General features: G+C 55.2%; 20 protein-coding genes. 13 read left to right on the top strand and 7 right to left on the bottom strand.

The window, feature by feature from the left end; translation table 11 throughout:
- Nucleotides 1-14 precede the first annotated feature (14 nt).
- From znuA to lpxM, 3 genes are all read left to right on the top strand, one after another.
- Complete coding sequence (znuA, locus tag RT197_RS01500; protein ID WP_312946558.1) at nt 15-959, top strand: zinc ABC transporter substrate-binding protein ZnuA; 945 nt, start codon at nt 15-17, stop codon at nt 957-959.
- A gap of 15 nt (nt 960-974) precedes the next feature.
- Nucleotides 975-2,294: a murein DD-endopeptidase MepM gene (mepM, locus tag RT197_RS01505; protein WP_312946560.1), complete on the top strand. Its 1,320-nt coding sequence runs from the start codon at nt 975-977 to the stop codon at nt 2,292-2,294.
- A gap of 120 nt (nt 2,295-2,414) precedes the next feature.
- Nucleotides 2,415-3,386 carry a lauroyl-Kdo(2)-lipid IV(A) myristoyltransferase gene (lpxM, locus tag RT197_RS01510; RefSeq protein WP_312946562.1) on the top strand — a complete coding sequence of 324 codons (972 nt, stop codon included), beginning with the start codon at nt 2,415-2,417 and terminating at the stop codon, nt 3,384-3,386.
- Between the two features lie 98 nt (nt 3,387-3,484).
- On the opposite strand, the gene pyk is transcribed toward lpxM, so the two are convergent.
- The gene (pyk, locus tag RT197_RS01515; protein ID WP_312946565.1) at nt 3,485-4,927 is read right to left on the bottom strand and encodes a pyruvate kinase; all 1,443 of its coding nucleotides are present in this window, start codon (nt 4,925-4,927) and stop codon (nt 3,485-3,487) included.
- Between the two features lie 105 nt (nt 4,928-5,032).
- Nucleotides 5,033-5,923, bottom strand: coding sequence for a MurR/RpiR family transcriptional regulator (locus RT197_RS01520; protein ID WP_312946567.1), 891 nt, complete (start codon nt 5,921-5,923; stop codon nt 5,033-5,035).
- Between the two features lie 358 nt (nt 5,924-6,281).
- Between RT197_RS01520 and zwf the strand changes: the two genes are divergently transcribed.
- The 3 genes from zwf (at nt 6,282) to kdgA (ending at nt 10,468) form a co-directional block, all read left to right on the top strand.
- Nucleotides 6,282-7,757, top strand: coding sequence for a glucose-6-phosphate dehydrogenase (gene zwf, locus RT197_RS01530; protein WP_312946570.1), 1,476 nt, complete (start codon nt 6,282-6,284; stop codon nt 7,755-7,757).
- A gap of 218 nt (nt 7,758-7,975) precedes the next feature.
- On the top strand, nt 7,976-9,787 hold the full coding sequence (edd, locus tag RT197_RS01535) for a phosphogluconate dehydratase (RefSeq protein ID WP_312946573.1): 1,812 nt from the start codon (nt 7,976-7,978) through the stop codon (nt 9,785-9,787).
- Nucleotides 9,788-9,826: 39 nt separating this feature from the next.
- Entirely contained in the window at nt 9,827-10,468 is a 642-nt protein-coding gene (gene kdgA, locus RT197_RS01540; RefSeq protein ID WP_312946575.1) for a bifunctional 4-hydroxy-2-oxoglutarate aldolase/2-dehydro-3-deoxy-phosphogluconate aldolase, read from the top strand.
- Nucleotides 10,469-10,519: 51 nt separating this feature from the next.
- On the opposite strand, the gene purT is transcribed toward kdgA, so the two are convergent.
- Nucleotides 10,520-11,698 carry a formate-dependent phosphoribosylglycinamide formyltransferase gene (gene purT / locus RT197_RS01545; RefSeq protein WP_312946578.1) on the bottom strand — a complete coding sequence of 393 codons (1,179 nt, stop codon included), beginning with the start codon at nt 11,696-11,698 and terminating at the stop codon, nt 10,520-10,522.
- A 140-nt stretch (nt 11,699-11,838) separates the two neighbouring features.
- On the opposite strand from purT, the gene RT197_RS01550 reads away from it, so the two are divergent.
- The 4 genes from RT197_RS01550 (at nt 11,839) to ptrB (ending at nt 15,475) form a co-directional block, all read left to right on the top strand.
- A complete protein-coding gene (locus tag RT197_RS01550; protein ID WP_312946581.1) occupies nt 11,839-12,126 on the top strand; it encodes a YebG family protein in 288 nt (95 codons plus the stop codon).
- Between the two features lie 79 nt (nt 12,127-12,205).
- Nucleotides 12,206-12,565 carry a protein YebF gene (gene yebF, locus RT197_RS01555; protein ID WP_312946584.1) on the top strand — a complete coding sequence of 120 codons (360 nt, stop codon included), beginning with the start codon at nt 12,206-12,208 and terminating at the stop codon, nt 12,563-12,565.
- A gap of 96 nt (nt 12,566-12,661) precedes the next feature.
- A complete protein-coding gene (locus RT197_RS01560) occupies nt 12,662-13,327 on the top strand; it encodes a tellurite resistance TerB family protein (RefSeq protein ID WP_312946586.1) in 666 nt (221 codons plus the stop codon).
- 87 nt (nt 13,328-13,414) lie between these two features.
- On the top strand, nt 13,415-15,475 hold the full coding sequence (gene ptrB / locus RT197_RS01565; protein WP_312946588.1) for an oligopeptidase B: 2,061 nt from the start codon (nt 13,415-13,417) through the stop codon (nt 15,473-15,475).
- Here the strand turns inward: ptrB and exoX are convergent.
- Both exoX and RT197_RS01575 read right to left on the bottom strand, forming a co-directional pair.
- Complete coding sequence (gene exoX, locus RT197_RS01570; protein WP_312946589.1) at nt 15,472-16,134, bottom strand: exodeoxyribonuclease X; 663 nt, start codon at nt 16,132-16,134, stop codon at nt 15,472-15,474. The two genes, ptrB and exoX, sit on opposite strands and share 4 nt — an antisense overlap.
- A 33-nt stretch (nt 16,135-16,167) precedes the next feature.
- Nucleotides 16,168-16,398 (bottom strand): DNA polymerase III subunit theta, encoded by a 231-nt coding sequence (locus RT197_RS01575; protein ID WP_312946592.1) that lies wholly within the window; start codon nt 16,396-16,398, stop codon nt 16,168-16,170.
- Between the two features lie 136 nt (nt 16,399-16,534).
- Here RT197_RS01575 and yobA point away from each other — a divergent pair, with 136 nt between their 5' ends.
- Genes yobA through RT197_RS01590 form a run of 3 tightly spaced genes read left to right on the top strand, consistent with a single transcriptional unit; the run spans nt 16,535 to nt 18,139 of the window.
- The gene (gene yobA / locus RT197_RS01580; protein WP_312946594.1) at nt 16,535-16,909 is read left to right on the top strand and encodes a CopC domain-containing protein YobA; all 375 of its coding nucleotides are present in this window, start codon (nt 16,535-16,537) and stop codon (nt 16,907-16,909) included.
- Between the two features lies 1 nt (nt 16,910).
- Nucleotides 16,911-17,780 carry a copper homeostasis membrane protein CopD gene (gene copD / locus RT197_RS01585; RefSeq protein WP_312946597.1) on the top strand — a complete coding sequence of 290 codons (870 nt, stop codon included), beginning with the start codon at nt 16,911-16,913 and terminating at the stop codon, nt 17,778-17,780.
- A gap of 17 nt (nt 17,781-17,797) precedes the next feature.
- The gene (locus RT197_RS01590) at nt 17,798-18,139 is read left to right on the top strand and encodes a YebY family protein (protein WP_312946598.1); all 342 of its coding nucleotides are present in this window, start codon (nt 17,798-17,800) and stop codon (nt 18,137-18,139) included.
- 401 nt (nt 18,140-18,540) lie between these two features.
- Here RT197_RS01590 and RT197_RS01595 read toward each other — a convergent pair whose 3' ends face one another.
- Both RT197_RS01595 and RT197_RS01600 read right to left on the bottom strand, forming a co-directional pair.
- Entirely contained in the window at nt 18,541-18,726 is a 186-nt protein-coding gene (locus RT197_RS01595; RefSeq protein WP_312946600.1) for a hypothetical protein, read from the bottom strand.
- 121 nt (nt 18,727-18,847) lie between these two features.
- Nucleotides 18,848-19,039, bottom strand: coding sequence for a YebW family protein (locus RT197_RS01600; protein ID WP_312946602.1), 192 nt, complete (start codon nt 19,037-19,039; stop codon nt 18,848-18,850).
- Nucleotides 19,040-19,121: the final 82 nt, after the last annotated feature.

Genomic DNA, 19,121 nt, shown 5'->3' on the forward strand with positions numbered 1-19,121 from the left:
TTATAAGTCGCATTATGTTACATAAAAATACGTTTCTTTTCGCTGCTTTATCCGTTGCACTTTGGGGTGGCGTAGCACAACGTGCTGACGCTGCGGTTGTCGCGTCGATTAAACCGCTGGGATTCATCGCTTCTGCCATTGCGGACGGGGTGACAGACACCCAGGTACTGCTGCCGGACGGGGCTTCGGAACACGATTATTCCCTGCGTCCCTCCGATGTAAAACGCTTAAAAAACGCGGACTTAGTGGTATGGATCGGCCCGGATATGGAAGCCTTTATGACCAAATCCGTACAGGCAACGCCGGACGCAAAAAAAGTTACCATCGCCGAGCTGGCAAAGGTGAAGCCGCTGCTGCAGAAAGGCGGTGACGATGATGAAGATGAGCATCATCACGATCACGATGAGGGCGAAAATAGTGACCATCATCACCATCACGGGGATTATAACATGCATCTCTGGTTGTCCCCGGAGATCGCTCAGGCCAGTGCGGTTGCAATCCATCAAAAATTAGTTGAACTTATGCCGCAAAGTCGAGCCAAACTTGACGCCAACCTGCAGGAATTCGAGGCGCATCTCGCCGCAACCGATAAGCAGGTGGGTACAGAGCTGGCACCGTTGAAGGGTAAAGGTTATTTCGTGTTCCATGATGCTTATGGCTACTACGAAAAACACTATGGGCTGACCCCGCTTGGCCATTTTACCGTTAATCCCGAAATTCAACCCGGTGCGCAGCGTTTACATGAAATCAGAACACAGTTGGTTGAGCAAAAAGCAACCTGCGTTTTTGCTGAGCCACAGTTCAGGCCAGCGGTCGTTGAAGCTGTCGCACGAGGAACATCCGTTCGTATGGGAACGCTGGATCCTCTGGGAACCAGTATTGCGTTGGGCAAAGAAAGTTACGCCCAGTTCCTGACCCAACTTGCGAACCAGTATTCGAGCTGCCTGAAAGGAGATTAACGAGGAAGTGAATACGTGCAACAGATAGCCCGCTCTGTCGCCCTGGCATTTAATAATCTGCCACGACCTCACCGCGTCATGCTGGGGTCGCTTACTGTTCTCACTTTAGCGGTCGCCGTCTGGCGGCCCTATGTTTATCACCCCGAATCTGCACCGATCGTCAAAGTCATTGAGCTTGAAAAAAGCGAAGTGCGATCGCTGCTGCCTGAAGCCAGTGAACCTATCGATCAGGCTCCCCAGGAAGATGAAGCCATCCCCCAGGATGAGCTGGATGATAAAATCGGTAATGAGTCCGGCGTCCATGAATATGTGGTCTCCACCGGCGATACCTTAAGCAGTGTCTTAAATCAGTACGGTATTGATATGGGTGATATCACCCAACTTGCCGCTGCCGATAAAGAGCTGCGTAATTTAAAAATCGGCCAGCAGCTTTCCTGGACACTCACCGATGCCGGTGACCTGCAACGTCTGACCTGGGAAATGTCCCGCCGTGAAACCCGCACCTATGACCGTGTTGAAAACGGTTTTAAGATGAGTAGCGAGTTACAGCAGGGCGAGTGGGTGAACAACAGTCTTAAAGGCACCGTCGGCTCTGGTTTTATCGCCAGCGCGAAAGAGGCGGGCCTGAGCAGCGGTGAAGTCAGCTCTGTCATCAAAGCGATGCAGTGGCAGATGGATTTCCGCAAAATGAAGAAAGGCGACAAGTTTGCGGTGCTGATGTCCCGTGAAATGCTGGACGGCAAACGCGAACAAAGCCAGCTTTTAGGCGTGCGCTTAAGCCTCGACGGAAAAGACTATTACGCAATCCGCGCTGAAGACGGCAAATTCTATGACCGTAACGGTACGGGGCTGGCAAAAGGCTTCCTGCGCTTCCCGACATCGCGCCAGTTCCGCGTCTCGTCTAACTTTAATCCGCGTCGTCTGAATCCGGTGACGGGTCGTGTGGCTCCGCATCGCGGCGTTGACTTTGCCATGCCGCAGGGGACGCCGGTACTCGCGGTCGGCGACGGTGAAGTGGTAGTTGCCAAACGCAGCGGCGCGGCGGGCTACTATGTCGCCCTCCGTCACGGGCGCACCTATACCACCCGTTATATGCACCTGCGTAAGCTGCTGGTGAAACCGGGGCAGAAAATTAAACGTGGCGATCGCATTGCGCTTTCCGGTAATACCGGGCGCTCGACCGGACCGCATCTGCACTATGAAGTGTGGATCAACCAGCAGGCGGTAAACCCGCTGACGGCGAAGTTGCCGCGCACCGAAGGGTTAACCGGCTCCGATCGCACCGATTATCTGGCGCAGGTGAAAGAGGTTATTCCGCAACTGCGCTTCGATTAAAAAGCAGTCGTTCAAAGCCGGTGACGCAAGCGCACCGGCTTTTTCTTTTGTGCCCTCCGCGTGGCCTCGCTACACTAAGAGATTATTTCTGACCGCCATTTGTCTCATTCTGGAACTTGCATGGAACCTAAGAAAAACAATAGCGAATTTATTCCACAATTTGAGAACCGCTTCCTTCATCCGCGCTACTGGGGCACGTGGCTCGGCGTTTTTGCTTTTGCGGGCCTTTCGCTGACGCCGCCTGCGTTTCGCGATCCGCTGCTGGGCAAACTGGGGCGGATGGTGGGCAGAATGGGCAAGAGCGCTCGCCGCCGTGCGCAGATTAACCTGCTGTATTGCTTCCCGGAAAAGAGCGAGGCGCAACGCGAGGCCATTATTGATCGTATGTATGCCACCGCCCCGCAGGCGATGGTGCTGATGGCAGAGCTGGCACTGCGTTCGCCTGAAAAGGTTAAGAATCGCATTAAATGGCAGGGGCGCGACATCATTGATGAGATGCTGCGCAATAATGAAAAAGTGATCTTGCTGGTGCCGCACGGCTGGGCCGTGGATATTCCGGCGATGCTGATGGCATCGCAGGGGCAGCCGATGGCGGCGATGTTCCATAATCAGGGTAATCCGGTTTTTGATTACGTGTGGAATAAAGTTCGCCGTCGTTTTGGCGGTCGCTTGCATCCGCGTAACGATGGCGTTAAGCCCTTCATTCAGTCGGTGCGTCAGGGTTACTGGGGATATTACCTCCCCGATCAGGATCATGGCCCGGAGCAGAGTGAATTCGTCGACTTTTTTGGCACCTATAAGGCAACACTGCCCGCCGTGGGTCGCCTGATGAAAATCTGCCGGGCGCGCGTCGTGCCGCTGTTCCCGGTGTACGACAGCAAAATGCATTGCCTGACCATTCACGTCCGTCCGCCGATGGACGATCTGCTGACCGCGGATGACGTCACCCTGGCCCGTCGGATGAACGAAGAGGTGGAACAGCTGGTGGGGCCGAACCCGGAACAGTACACTTGGATATTAAAGCTGCTGAAGACCCGTAAGCCGGGTGAAATCGAACCGTATAAGCGCAAAGAGCTGTATCGGAAGAAATAGTACGGCCTCATCGTGCAGTGACGACGAATGCGCAGTAAGGCAGGGATGGGGACGGATTGCGCGGTGCGAAGCCCGGCAGCGCCGGGCTTCAGTTTACGTTACTGCACGGTCAGAATACGGGTGGTATTGGTGGTGCCGATGGTGCTCATCACATCACCCTGGGTGACGATGACCAGATCGCCCGTCACCAGATAACCTTTATCCCGCAGCAGGTTTACCGCATCGGTTGCCGCCACTACGCCGTCGTTAGCGCTGTCAAAATAAACCGGCGTCACGCCGCGATACAGCGCGGTCAGATTCAGGGTGCGCTCATGGCGCGACATCGCGAAAATCGGCAGACCGGAGCTGATTCGGGACGTCATCAGCGCTGTGCGCCCAGATTCGGTCATCGAGATAATCGCCGTCACGCCTTTGGTGTGGTTTGCCGCGTACATGGCCGACATCGCAATCGCTTCTTCCACGTTATCGAATTCGACATCCAGACGGTGTTTGGACACGTTGATACTCGGGATTTTTTCAGCGCCCAGGCACACGCGGGCCATCGCCGCGACGGTTTCCGCCGGGTACTGGCCTGCCGCTGTTTCCGCAGACAGCATAACGGCATCGGTCCCGTCGAGCACGGCGTTCGCCACGTCCATCACTTCCGCACGGGTTGGCATCGGATTGGTGATCATCGATTCCATCATCTGGGTGGCGGTAATTACTGCGCGATTGAGTTTACGGGCGCGGCGGATCAGCGCTTTCTGAATACCCACCAGTTCGGGATCGCCGATTTCAACGCCGAGATCGCCGCGCGCAACCATCACCACGTCGGAGGCAAGAATAATGTCATCCATGGCGTCCTGGGTCGCGACCGCTTCTGCACGCTCAACTTTAGAGACGATTTTCGCATCGCACCCAGCGTCGCGCGCCAGGCGACGGGCGTAGTTCAGATCTTCGCCGCAGCGCGGGAAGGAGACCGCCAGATAATCAACGCCAATTTCTGCGGCGGTGAGGATGTCCGCTTTGTCTTTCTCGGTCAGCGCTTCCGCTGAAAGGCCGCCGCCCAGTTTATTGATGCCTTTATTGTTAGAAAGCGGGCCGCCGACGGTGACTTCGGTAAAGACTTTCAGTCCCTGAACTTCCAGCACCTTCAACTGCACGCGACCATCGTCGAGCAGCAGGATATCGCCAGGGACCACGTCGGAAGGAAGACCTTTGTAGTCAATCCCCACTTTTTCTTTGTCGCCTTCCCCTTTACCGAGGTTGGCATCCAGCAGGAATTTATCGCCGATATTGAGGAAAACTTTGCCTTCTTTGAAGGTGGAAACGCGGATCTTCGGTCCCTGTAAATCGCCGAGAATGGCGACGTGGCGGCCAAGTTTGGCTGCAATTTCACGCACTTTATCCGCGCGTAATTTATGGTCTTCAGGGGTTCCGTGAGAGAAATTCATCCGCACTACGTTGGCTCCTGCGGCGATAACTTTTTCGAGGTTATTATCGCGATCGGTAGCCGGGCCTAAGGTGGTAACGATTTTCGTTCTGCGAAGCCTTCTGGACATGTAATACTCCGTTGACTGAATCAATTTTGGTGTTGTCTGAACAGGAATTCGGCTGTTCTGCAATGGAAACACCACTGCATGAACTTAACCGAATGATGAAATAAGTTACAGCTTTGTTATCGTTTTCTTGGGGTGGTCCCCATAAACGTGCAGGGCTTTATCAAAACGCGATTCTTTTAACGCTTCTTTGACACGCTTCAAGTTATCTCTGAATTTTGCTCCGCGACGCAAAGTAAATCCGATTGCCAGCACGTCAATAACGGTGAGCTGGGCCAGCCGGGAAACCATCGGCATATAAATGTCGGTATCTTCCGGCACGTCAAGGGTGATGGCCAGCGTGGCTTCCTGCGCCAGCGGCGTTCCCGGCGAGGTAATGGCGATCACCATCGCATCGTTTTCACGCGCCAGCTGCGCCAGTTCGACCAGCGTTTTGGTGCGCCCGGTGTGAGAAATCAGCACAACCACATCATCATCGCTACAATTCATACAGCTCATCCGTTGCAGCACGATGTCATCGGTGTACACCACCGGCACGTTAAAGCGGAAAAATTTATTCATCGCATCGTGGGCGACGGCGGCGGAAGAACCAAGGCCGAAGAAGGCGATTTTTTTCGCCTGGGTTAACAGGTCCACCGCGCGGTTAACCGCGGCCATATCCAGCGACTGCCGGACGTGATCGAGGCTGGCCATCGCCGACTCAAAGATTTTGCCGGTGTAGGCCTCAACGCTGTCGTCTTCATCGACGTTGCGGTTCACGTAAGGCGTGCCGTTCGCCAGGCTCTGCGCCAGATGCAGCTTGAAGTCGGGAAAGCCGCGCGTGTCGAGGCTGCGACAAAAGCGGTTAACGGTGGGTTCGCTGACGCCCGCTTCGACGGCCAGTGCCGCGATGCTGGAATGGATGGCCTGGGCAGGCGTGGCAAGAATGACTTCCGCCACTTTGCGCTCGGATTTGCTAAGGTGTTCCAGCTGGGACTGGATTTTTTCCAGCATATTCATTGTTTACTGTGCGCTCACGGTGATAAACGATCGACTAACAGATAAAATCGTTGTGCGTTTTAGCAAGAATATACTCCCGTACTCGCAGGAAGAGTGCAGAAGGGCGGCAAAATGATGTTGTTTTTTTTCATTACATGATCAGAGTCGGATTTTACAGCCTCCGATTCGGGCAAAAGTATCAGTGAAATTAGCAAGATGCCTGAAGGTATGGGCGGTGATTTTCCCAAACATGCCTTTTTGCAGGCGCACATAGGGTGCGAGGGTTTCAGGATATTCGTAAACACAGTACAGTGCAGTGTAACAAAATTACAAATATAGCCTGGCACAAGTACCAGGATATTCAATTGAGGAGAATGACATGGCGGTAACGCAAACGGCTCACGCATGTGATTTGGTCATATTCGGTGCAAAAGGTGACCTGGCACGGCGTAAGCTACTGCCTTCCCTGTACCAGCTTGAGAAAGCCGGTCAGATCCATGATGACACCCGTATTCTGGGTGTCGGTCGCGCGGACTGGGATAAAAATGCCTATACCAAAGTGGTTCGCGAGGCGCTTGAAACTTTCATGAAGGAAAAAATTGATGAAGGTTTGTGGGATAAGCTCAGCGCGCGTCTGGATTTTTGTACCCTCGACGTGAACGATACCGCCGCTTTTTCCCGACTGGGTAAAATGCTGGACCAGGAAAATCGCGTCACGATTAACTACTTTGCCATGCCGCCGGATACCTTCGGCGCTATCTGTAAAGGTCTCGGCAAGGCCAAACTGAACGCCAAGCCCGCGCGGGTGGTGATGGAAAAACCGCTCGGCACCTCGCTGGACACGTCGCGTGAAATCAACGATCAGGTGGGCGAGTATTTTGAAGAGTGTCAGGTGTATCGCATCGACCATTATCTGGGTAAAGAAACGGTACTCAACCTGCTGGCGCTGCGTTTCGCCAACTCGCTGTTCGTCAATAACTGGGATAACCGCACCATCGATCACGTGGAAATTACCGTGGCGGAAGAGGTGGGCATTGAAGGGCGCTGGGGCTATTTTGACCAGGCAGGCCAGATGCGCGATATGATCCAGAACCACCTGCTGCAAATTCTCTGCATGATTGCGATGTCGCCGCCTGCCGATCTGAGCGCCGATAACATTCGCGACGAAAAAGTAAAAGTGCTGAAATCCCTGCGCCGCATTAACCGCACCAACGTGCGCGAAAAAACCGTGCGCGGTCAGTACACCGCCGGGTTTGCCCAGGGCAAGAAAGTGCCGGGCTATCTGGAAGAAGAGGGCGCAAATAAATCCAGCAATACCGAAACTTTCGTGGCGATCCGCGTCGATCTCGATAACTGGCGCTGGGCGGGCGTGCCTTTCTACCTGCGCACCGGCAAGCGTTTGCCGACCAAGTGCTCGGAAGTCGTGGTGTACTTCAAAAACCCGGAACTGAATCTGTTTAAAGAGTCCTGGCAGGAGCTGCCGCAGAACAAGCTGACCATTCGTTTACAGCCGGATGAGGGCGTGGATATCCAGATCCTTAATAAAGTGCCGGGGCTGGATCACAAGCACAATCTGCAAACCACTAAGCTGGACCTGAGCTACTCGGAAACCTTCAATGAGACGCACCTGGCCGATGCCTACGAGCGTCTGCTGTTGGAAACCATGCGCGGCATTCAGGCGCTGTTTGTGCGCCGCGATGAGGTTGAGGAAGCCTGGAAATGGGTCGATTCCATTACTGAGGCCTGGGCTGCCGATCAGGACGCGCCAAAGCCTTATCAGGCAGGCACCTGGGGGCCGGTGGCGTCGGTGGCAATGATCACCCGCGACGGCCGTTCGTGGAACGAGTTTGAGTAATCCGAATGGGTTATTTTACCGGTAACATGATCTAACACAGATTGTCGTGTTATTTTCTGTAATTTACGCCCTGCGTGGATTTCCCCGCAGGGCTTTTTTTATTACACTAGCGTCAGTATCTTACCTCTTGGCTGCGTAAACCCTGCCGATACGCTGTTTTTAGCTGGCGATAATCCGCGTTCACACGCAGCGAACAAAATTAACGTTAAGGAGCTTTTATGAATCCTGATTTGTTACGGGTAACAAAACGCATTGTTGAACGTTCGCGTGAAACCCGGACCGCTTACCTCGCCCGTATTGAGTCCGCCAAAAGCAGCACCGTTCACCGCTCCACGCTTGCCTGCGGCAATCTGGCGCACGGCTTTGCCGCCTGCCAGCCGGATGACAAAGCGTCCTTAAAAAGTATGCTGCGCAATAATATTGCGATTATTACCTCTTATAACGACATGCTCTCTGCCCATCAGCCTTACGAACATTATCCTGAGATCATCCGTAAAGCGCTGCATCAGGCCAATGCCGTGGGGCAGGTAGCAGGCGGGGTTCCGGCAATGTGTGACGGTGTCACGCAGGGGCAGGACGGCATGGAGCTGTCGCTGTTAAGCCGCGAAATCATCGCCATGTCTGCGGCGGTGGGACTTTCGCACAATATGTTTGACGGCGCGCTGTGGCTTGGCGTCTGCGACAAAATCGTCCCCGGACTGGCGATGGCAGCGCTTTCCTTCGGCCATTTGCCGTCCGTTTTTGTGCCGTCAGGTCCAATGTCCAGCGGACTGCCAAATAAAGAAAAAGTGCGCATTCGCCAGCTGTATGCTGAAGGCAAAGTGGACCGTATGGCACTGCTGGAATCGGAGGCGGCGTCCTATCACGCTCCCGGCACCTGTACCTTTTACGGTACCGCTAACACCAATCAGATGGTGATTGAATTTATGGGGATGCAGTTGCCCGGCTCCTCTTTCATTCAGCCGGATGCGCCGCTGCGCGAAGCGTTAACCGCCGCTGCCGCACGTCAGGTGACGCGTCTGACCAGTAACGGCACCGAGTGGATGCCGCTTGGCAAAATGATCGACGAAAAAGTGGTGGTCAACGGTATCGTGGCGCTGCTGGCTACCGGCGGCTCGACCAACCACACCATGCACCTGGTGGCGATGGCGCGCGCGGCGGGGATCCTGATTAACTGGGATGACTTCTCCGATCTCTCAGACATCGTGCCGCTGATGGCGCGTCTGTATCCTAACGGCCCGGCGGATATCAACCACTTCCAGGCAGCGGGCGGCGTACCGGTGCTGGTGCGCGAGTTGCTGAAAGGCGGCCTGCTGCACGAAGACGTTAACACCGTCGCAGGCTTTGGGCTGTCGCGTTACACCCTTGAGCCGTGGCTGAACAACGGCGAGCTGGAATGGCGCGACGGGGCGGAAGCCTCGCTGGACAGCAGCATTATCGCGTCGATGGATAAACCGTTCTCCCGGCACGGCGGCACCAAAGTGCTGAGCGGCAATCTGGGCCGGGCGGTGATGAAAACCTCCGCCGTACCGGTGGAAAATCAGGTTATCGAAGCGCCTGCGGTGGTTTTTGAAAGCCAGCACGACGTGCTGCCCGCCTTTGAAGCCGGGCTGCTTGACCGGGATTGCGTGGTGGTGGTCCGTCATCAGGGGCCAAAAGCGAACGGGATGCCAGAATTACATAAACTTATGCCGCCACTTGGTGTATTATTGGACCGCTGTTTCAAAATTGCGTTGGTGACTGACGGACGACTCTCCGGCGCATCAGGCAAAGTACCGTCGGCGATCCATGTGACGCCGGAAGCGTATGACGGCGGGCTGCTGGCAAAAGTGTGCGATGGTGACATCATTCGCGTCAACGGGCAGACGGGCGAGTTAACGCTGCTGGTGGATGAAAAGGAACTTGCCGCCCGACAGCCGCATATCCCCGATCTGAGCGCCATGCGCGTGGGCACGGGACGTGAACTGTTTGGCGCACTGCGTGAAAAGCTTTCTGGTGCTGAGCAGGGCGCAACCTGCATCACTTTTTAAGATGACAAATTTGTAGATCTGGCGAGAGAAAAAACTCTGATGAAAAACTGGAAAACAAGTGCAGAAGCAATCCTGACCACTGGCCCGGTTGTACCGGTTATCGTGGTGAACAAACTGGAACACGCCGTCCCGATGGCGAAAGCGCTGGTTGCTGGCGGCGTGCGCGTGCTGGAAGTAACGCTGCGCACCGCCTGTGCGATGGATGCTATCCGCGCCATCGCCAAAGAAGTGCCGGAAGCGATTATTGGTGCCGGTACGGTGCTGAATGCGCAGCAGTTGGCGGAAGTAACCGAAGCGGGCGCGCAGTTTGCTATCAGCCCAGGCCTGACCGAGCCACTGCTGAAAGCGGCAACCGCAGGCACGATCCCGCTGATCCCAGGCATCAGCACCGTTTCTGAACTGATGCTGGGGCTGGACTACGGTCTGAAAGAATTTAAATTCTTCCCGGCGGAGGCGAACGGCGGGACCAAAGCATTGCAGGCGATTGCCGGTCCATTCTCGCAGGTGCGTTTCTGCCCGACCGGCGGCATTTCTCCGGCGAACTACCGTGATTACCTGGCGCTGAAAAGCGTGCTGTGTATTGGCGGCTCCTGGCTGGTTCCGGCGGATGCGCTGGAAGCCGGAGACTACGATCGTATCACCACGCTGGCACGTGAAGCGGTGGCGGGTGCGCAGCAGTAACTGAACGGCAGAAATAAAGCCCGGTAAGCGCAGATCGCTACCGGGCTTTTTTTATCCAGAAACCTTAATGCTGGCCGCAGCCTCTTTCGCCCGCTGCACGGCATGTTCCACGCTATCACCCGTGGCTAATGTGACGCCCAACCGCCGCGTCCCGTCGATTTCCGGCTTGCCAAATAAACGCACCTGTAACCCGGCACCCGTTGCGGCCTCAATATGACTGAACGTCACGTTCTGGCTGGTCAACTGCGGCAGGATGACCACCGAAGCCGCCGGACCGTACTGGCGAATAGCGCCGACCGGCAGACCGAGAAACGCGCGCACGTGGAGGGCAAACTCCGACAGATCCTGAGAAATCAGCGTGACCATGCCGGTGTCATGCGGACGCGGTGAAACTTCACTGAAGACCACGTCATCGCCACAAATGAACAGCTCCACGCCGAAAAGCCCGTAACCGCCAAGCGCCAGCACCACCTCACGTGCAATCGTCTGCGCGCGCTCCAGCGCCAGCGCACTCATCTGCTGCGGCTGCCATGATTCGCGATAGTCGCCATCCTCCTGACGATGACCTACCGGCGCACAGAAATGCACGCCGTCGGCGGCGCTGACGGTCAGCAGGGTAATTTCGAAATCAAAATTCACCACCCCTTCGACGATCACCCGGCCCGCGCCCGCACGTCCACCCTGCTGGGCGTACTGCCAGGCGTCCCCAAGCTGCTCTTCCCGGCGGATAAAACTCTGCCCTTTACCGGAGGAACTCATCACCGGCTTCACAATGCAGGGCAGGCCGATGGCGGCGACAGCCTGGCGAAAGCTTTCTTCGCTATCCGCAAAGCGGTATGGGGAGGTGGGCAGTTTCAGGGTCTCCGCCGCCAGACGACGAATGCCTTCGCGGTTCATCGTTAGTTGCGTGGCTCTGGCGCAGGGCACCACTTTTTGCCCGGCCTGTTCAAGTTCCAGCAGCATATCGGTCGCAATGGCTTCAATTTCCGGCACGATATAATCCGGCTTTTCCGCTGCCACCAGCGCTTTTAGCGCCTGACCGTCAAGCATGTTGATAACGTGCGCGCGATGGGCGACGTGCATCGCCGGGGCGTCGGCGTAGCGGTCAACGGCGATCACCTCCAGCCCCAGCCGCTGGCATTCAATCGCGACCTCTTTGCCCAGTTCGCCGGAACCTAACAGCATCACGCGGGTTGCTGCCGGCCGCAGCGCAGTACCTAATACAATCATCACATTTTCCCTTCAGATCACCTGCGCGCAGTATAAACGAAAACGTTTGCGCCTGTCTTTGCTGACGTGATTACTGAAGTTTGATTTCGGTAAATCGCAGTGGTATACTGTATAAAATTACAGTGATATGGGGCTGCAAAATGGCGGTTGAAGTTAAATACGTTGTGATCCGTGAAGGTGAGGAAAAAATGTCTTTTGCCAGCAAAAAGGAAGCCGATGCTTACGACAAAATGCTCGATCTGGCGGAAGTGCTGGGTACGTGGCTGGGTCAGTCTCCGGTTGCGCTGGACGACGAGCAGCGCGAAGCCATGGCAATGTGGATCGCCGAGCAAAAAGACGTTTTGGGTAATGTGCTGAAGGCAGGAAAAATGCCTTCGCCGAAAGCCGTGGCGGACGACGCGCCCGCGAAGCGCACCAAAGCCGCCTGACCGTGACTTGCGCTCCTGCCGTTTTGTACCATGCTTTTTCTGAAACCCACGTTAAGCGTTGGGTAATAAGGAGAACATGATGAACAAAACAGGAGCGCTTTTCTGTTTATTGCTGCTGGCGGGTAGCGCATCGGTACAGGCTGTCAGTCAGGATCCGCATTCGAAAACGGTCAAATTTCCCCATTGCCTGAAGCTTGACGCTGACGGTATTGCGGCGAGCGTTAAACGTGACTATCAGCAAAACCGCATCGTGCGCTGGGCGGAAGACCGACAGAAAATCGGTCAGGCCGACCCGGTGGTCTGGGTGGACAGCAATGAAGTGGTTGGCAACAAAGGGAAATGGAAAGTACCGTTGACCGTGCGCGGTAAAAGCGCCGATATTCGCTACCTCGTTCAGGTTGACTGCGCGGCGGGCAGCGCCAGCTATCAGCAACAATAAGCGGCAATACTTTGCGCACCTTTTGCCGTTTTGACACTTTCTGACGTCCCCTCGCTTACTCTGTTTTTTACATTATCAGAGTGAGGGTACATCTCTATGGCAAGCTGGCTTAATCAATTGCAGTCTCTTCTGGCGCAAAAAGGCGCATCCGCCTCTTCCGGCGCTTCGCACGGGCAGGGGCTAAGTAAACTGCTCTCGCCCGGCGCGCTCGGTGGACTGGCGGGTCTGCTGGTCGCCAATAAATCCTCGCGTAAACTGCTCTCAAAATATGGCACCGGCGCGCTACTGGCTGGCGGTGGCGCGGTGGCAGGCACCGTACTATGGAACAAATACAAAGACAAAATTCGTCAGGCGCATCAGGGTGAGCCGCAGTTTGGTCAGCAGCAGACGCCGCTGGATCTACGTACCGAACGGCTGATTCTGGCGCTGGTCTTCGCCGCCAAAAGCGATGGGCATATCGACGATCGCGAACGCGCTGCCATTGAGCAGCAACTGCGCGAAGCGGGCGTGGAAGAGCAGGGCAGAGCGCTGGTGGCGCAGGCCATCGAACAGCCTCTCGACCCGCAGCGGCTGGCAGAGGGCGTGCGTAATGAGGAAGAAGCGCTGGAGCTTTATTTCCTCAGCTGCGCAGCGATTGACGTCGATCACTTTATGGAACGTAGCTACCTTAGCGCCCTCGGCGACGCATTAAAAATTCCGCAGGATGTTCGCGATGGCGTCGAGCAGGATCTAAAGCAGCAAAAACAGGCGCTTCCTGAGTAAATCGTGCGGAAAGTCATCACGTTTCGCTTGCATCGCTGGCGACTTTTGCCAACCTTATAGGATGTCATAAGCAAAAGAAGTCGCGATATGCCACCAAAAGCCAGACGTATTCCTCATACCATGACGCTGCACAACGATACGCGCACCGATCCCTACTACTGGCTGCGGGACGATACGCGCTCGCAGCCGGACGTGCTGGACTATCTCCAGCAGGAAAACAGTTACGGTCATCAGGTGATGTCTTCCCAGCACGATCTTCAGGATCGCATCCTTGCCGAGATCGTGGGGCGTATTCCGCAGCGTGAAGTTTCCGCACCCTGGACCAGAAACGGTTATCGTTACCGGCATATTTATGAGCCGGGCTGCGAGTATGCGATTTATCAGCGCCAGTCGGTGATGCTGGCGGAATGGGATGAATGGGAGCTGCTGCTCGACGCTAACAAACGCGCCGCGCACAGTGAGTTTTATACGCTTGGTGGGATGGCGGTATCGCCGGATAACACCATTATGGCGCTGGCGGAAGATTATCTTTCCCGCCGTCAGTACGGGCTGCGCCTGCGTAATCTGCAAAGCGGGAACTGGTATCCTGAACTGCTGGATAACGTCTCGCCAGATTTCGTCTGGGGTAATGACTCGCAAACCCTGTACTACGTGCGTAAACACCCGGTTACGCTGTTGCCGTACCAGGTCTGGCGGCACCGGGTAGGAACCTCCTCGGCGGCGGACGAACTGATCTACGAAGAGCGGGACGAAACCTTTTACGTCGGGCTGCATAAAACCACCTCCCAGCATTTCGTGGTGATTTTCCTTTCCAGCGCCACCACCAGCGAGGTGCTGTTGCTGGATGCGGCACTGGCGGATGCGGAGCCAATGCCTTTCCTGCCGCGTCGTAAAGATCACGAATACAGCGTCGATCACTATCAGCATAAATTTTATATTCGCTCGAACCGCGACGGCAAAAACTTTGGCCTGTACCGCAGCCATGTGCGTAATGAACAGCAGTGGGAAGTGCTGATCCCGGCGCGGGCAGATATCATGCTGGAAGGCTTTACCCTGTTTACCGACTGGCTGGTGGTGGAAGAGCGCCAGCGGGGGCTGACCAGCCTGCGCCAGATCAACCGTAAAACCCGCGAAGTGACCGGTATCGCCTTCGACGATCCGGCTTACGTGACCTGGCTGGCGTATAACCCGGAACCGGAAACCTCCCGCCTGCGTTACGGCTATTCTTCCATGACCACCCCGGATACCCTCTTTGAGCTGGATATGGACACCGGCGAGCGCCAGGTGCTGAAGCAGACCGAAGTGGCGGGTTTTGACAGCAGCCTGTATCGCAGTGAGCATCTGTGGATTGTCGCCCGCGACGGCACGGAAGTGCCGGTGTCGCTGGTTTACCACCGTCAGCATTTTCGTCGCGGCAAGAATCCGCTGCTGGTGTACGGCTACGGCTCCTACGGCTCCAGTATGGACGCCGATTTCAGCAGCAGTCGCCTGAGCCTGTTGGACCGGGGCTTTGTGTTTGCGATTGCTCACGTGCGCGGCGGGGGCGAACTGGGCCAGCAATGGTATGAAGACGGCAAATTCCTGAAAAAGAAAAACACGTTCACTGATTATCTCGACGTCTGCGATGCGTTACTGGCCCAGGGCTATGGCGATCCACGCTATTGCTTCGGCATGGGCGGCAGCGCGGGCGGGATGCTCATGGGCGCGGCAATTAATCTGCGCCCGGATCTGTTCCACGGCGTCATCGCCCAGGTGCCGTTTGTGGATGTCGTCACCACCATGCTGGACGAGTCGATCCCGCTGACCACCGGGGAATTTGAAGAATGGGGCAATCCGAAAGATGAAACCTACTATCACTACATGAAAAGCTACAGCCCCTATGACAATGTTGAAGCTAAAGCCTATCCGCATCTGCTGGTAACCACCGGCCTGCACGACTCGCAGGTGCAGTACTGGGAGCCTGCCAAATGGGTCGCCCGGCTGCGCGAGCTGAAGACCGATAAAAATCTGCTGCTGCTCTGTACCGATATGGATTCCGGGCACGGCGGGAAATCGGGGCGTTTTAAGAGCTATGAAGGTGTCGCCATGGAGTTCACCTTCTTAATTGCCCTCGCGCAGGGGACGCTGCCCGGCAACGCGAAGGTTTAGGCTTTGTCGAGGTAGTGCTTCAGGGTCAGGCGCATTTCCGGGCTCATCCGGTCGAGATTATTGAACAGCCAGCGTAAATAGCCGGGGTCACGCTCGGCAACTTCGGCGACCGGCTTACCGCGATATTTCCCGAAGCTGAAGGTTGAGATCAGACCGGGACGTCCGGTCACTTCCAGCATTTCTTCAGGCGTCCAGCCGGAGGTGTTCATGATGTCGATTAACAGCGCGGCGGTAATGTAGCAATCATACAGCGCCCGGTGATGATGCAGCCCGGCGGGCGTCTGCACCGAAAGATTCCGCGACTTATACAGCCCGATATTGCTGTACTTAATGCCCGGCCACAGGCGGCGGGCCATTTTCATGGTGCAAATCCACTCGCCGTGCATTTCAGGCAGCACCCGGCGGTCAAAACTGGCGTTATGCGCGACGTACCACTGACTTCCCTGATAAAACGGCAGCACTTCCTCAATCCACGGCTGATTTGCAACCATCGCTTCTGTGATCCGATGGATGGCCATCGCCTGCGGGCTAATGGGGCGATCCGGGCGCACCAGATGGCTCATGGGATTGGTGATTTTACCGTCCACCACGTCCACCGAGGCGATTTCAACCACGCCTCCCTGGAGGTCGCAGGTTTCGGTATCAATAACGCGTAGCATGGCGTGCTCCTGAAGTAAGACGAATAATCACGCTTATTTAATTTTGGGTTCGTAGGGCAAGCGTGACAGATTAACCGAGGCCAGCCGATGGGCAATTAACCGTTCGCGAAACCAGTCGCGCAGATGTTCGGGCTGCTCCCGCTCCACCACTTCGGCGACGATCGGCATATTGTACCGCTCTTTAAACGCGACGGAGGCCGCCGCCAGATCGACATTCACTTTGTCCATTTCCTGCTGGGAAAGTTTGGCCAGATTGGTGTGCATTGCTATCTCCTCTTACAAACAGGCAGAAGGTACTAAGAGTGCCGCAGAATAACAAGCCCGGCGATGACTATTCTCGACTAAGGCATTATACAGCGTTATTCTTTACGGTGATTACATAACAAAAAGGAATGATTTCATGGCGTTCATTGCCCCTTCTGCACGCGGCGCGTTGCTTTTACTGACCGCATTAATGACGACACCTGCCGCATTCGCCCATGCCCATCTTCAGCATCAGTATCCCGCCGCCGACGCGCAAGTCACCGCCGCACCTCAGGCGCTGACCCTGAATTTTTCCGAAGGCGTTGAAGCTAATTTCAGTGGCCTCACCCTCACCGGACCTGCGGGAGCGTCAATCGCCACCGGTAAGGCAAAACGTAATGAAAAAGATAATACCCAGCTTATTGTGCCGCTTAATCAGCCGTTAAAGCCCGGCAAGTATACCGTCGACTGGCATGTGGTTTCTGTCGATGGGCATAAGACGCAGGGGCAGTATCATTTTAGCGTGAAGTAAGATGCTGGACGTTGCATGGACAGGACTGCGATTTTTGCATTTTGCCGCGCTGATTGCGCTGGCGGGCGGCGTGTTTTTCGCCGTCTGGCTGGCGCGTGAACCGCTGCGCTCTGAGCTGGCAAACCGCTTTTGCCGCCCGTTACGCCTGTGTGCCGCGCTTAACGCGCTGACTGCATTACTGCTATTAATGGTGCAGGGCGGAATGATGGCCGGTGGCTGGCCTGACGTCTGGCGACCGCAAGTGTGGCTGGCGGTGATTGGCACGCAGTTCGGCAATGTCTGGCTCTGGCAAATCGTACTTACCTGGGTTTCGCTGATCCTCGTCTGGCTCAGATCGCGTCATCAGCTTGCGGTGCTGTTAATCCTGCTCGGCGCGCAGCTGGTTATGCAGGCCAGCGTCGGCCATTCGGCAATGCATTACGGTGTAATGGGCGCTATACAACGGGCCAATCAGGCCGTGCATCTGATTTGCGGATCGATCTGGCTGGGTGGCCTGCTGCCGTTTCTTTACTGCCTGCGGCTGATCCATGGCCGCTGGCGGCAATCGGTCATTAAAACGTTGCTGCGCTTTTCGCGCTACGGGCATTTTGCCGTCGCCGGGGTGCTGCTCACGGGCATTAATAACGCATGGCTGATTCAGGGGCGCTTAATCAGTGCCTCTCCGTGGGGGCGTGCGCTGTTGTTGAAATGTGCGCTTGTTGCGCTGATGGTGGCAATTGCGCTGGTGAACCGTTATGTTCTGGTTCCACGTATGAGTTCGGACGGCGAACGGGCGCAACGATTTTTAATTCGCATGACGCAAGCAGAAACGATCCTCGGCGCGCTGGTGCTGGCGACGGTAAGTCTGTTTGCTACCTGGGAGCCTTTCTGATTAACCTGGCTAATTCTATGAAAAAAATAGTGATCTCTGCTTTATTACTGACAACGTCTGCCACCGCGCTGGCAGCGCCCGGCCTGATTACCGTCAGTCGCTTTGATATTGGTAAAGATAAATGGGCGTTTGACCGGGAAGAGGTGATGCTGACCTGTCGTCCGGGAAATGCGCTGGTGGTGATTAATCCCTCAACGCTGGTGCAGTACCCGCTTAATGACATCGCGCAGCAGCAAATCGCGGCGGGCAAGATGAGCGGACAACCGCTGAGTGTGATCCAGATTGACGATCCTAAGCACCCGGGGCAAAAAATGAGCCTTGAGCCGTTTATTGAACGCGCGCAGAAGCTTTGCCAGTAGCTAAAAATAGCAGGCTGATTTCCAATAAAAAACCGCAGGCTTATCTCAATGAAAAGCTGCGGTTTTTTTACTTTTTGACCTGAATGTCAGGAAATATTTCTGGTCACTTTTGCATCAGACTGGAAAACCTGGCACGGTCAACTATTCTTATAAGGCATGGCGACTAAGCCTGCATTAATGCCAACTTTTAGCGCACGGCTCTCTCCCAAGAGCCATTTCCCTGGACCGAATACAGGAATCGTATTCGGTCTCTTTTTATCTGACTTCGATAAAAGCAGAGAGCTGAACGTTAAGCCTGATATCCATCACGGCTCAAAATTCGCTTTAAACCATACCATAGTCAGCCCCTCCGCCGTCCAGGTATTTTTGTATTTATTTTCGCCACTGTGAATTGCGCCAGGTTACAGCGAACTGATAATGGCGTCGAGGATTTCCTCGCTGGACGTGTTGTTTAGCAGGGCTAAACTCTTTGCCAGTTCGTCAAGGGTATTGCCAGAAATACGCTCGCCAACGACAGGCTGGGCGAAGAAGACCCCTTCAGACAACCCGATGTCGTATGCGGTATATTCCAGATAAATTCTTTCCATAATCAGCTTCTTATAGTGTGATTTTGTTATGACCACACGAATTGTTACAGAAACCAAAGACTATCTGAAGCTACCAAAAATGTCAGCCTGTTTAAGCGTGGCTTAACTAACGGGGGAGGGGTTAAAAATCGCTGTACTCCTGTGCCGGACGCCAGAAGCCATCAATGAACTCTTCGACCGGATAGCACCCGCCGTGGCGCAGGCGCTGATCGCGCATGGCGACCATGCATTGCTGCTCGGTATTGTAAACATCGACGACAATGTCATCACAGCCGCCATCGAGATAACAGATAAACAATACCAGTGCGTACATCCTGCCCTCAGAACCACAAAACCTGAGTTAATTGTAGGGGATGAAACGGTGCGGGGGAAATTTACGTCAATAAATAACCCGC

Source organism: Superficieibacter sp. (assembly GCF_032071645.1).
Lineage (GTDB): Bacteria > Pseudomonadota > Gammaproteobacteria > Enterobacterales > Enterobacteriaceae > Superficieibacter.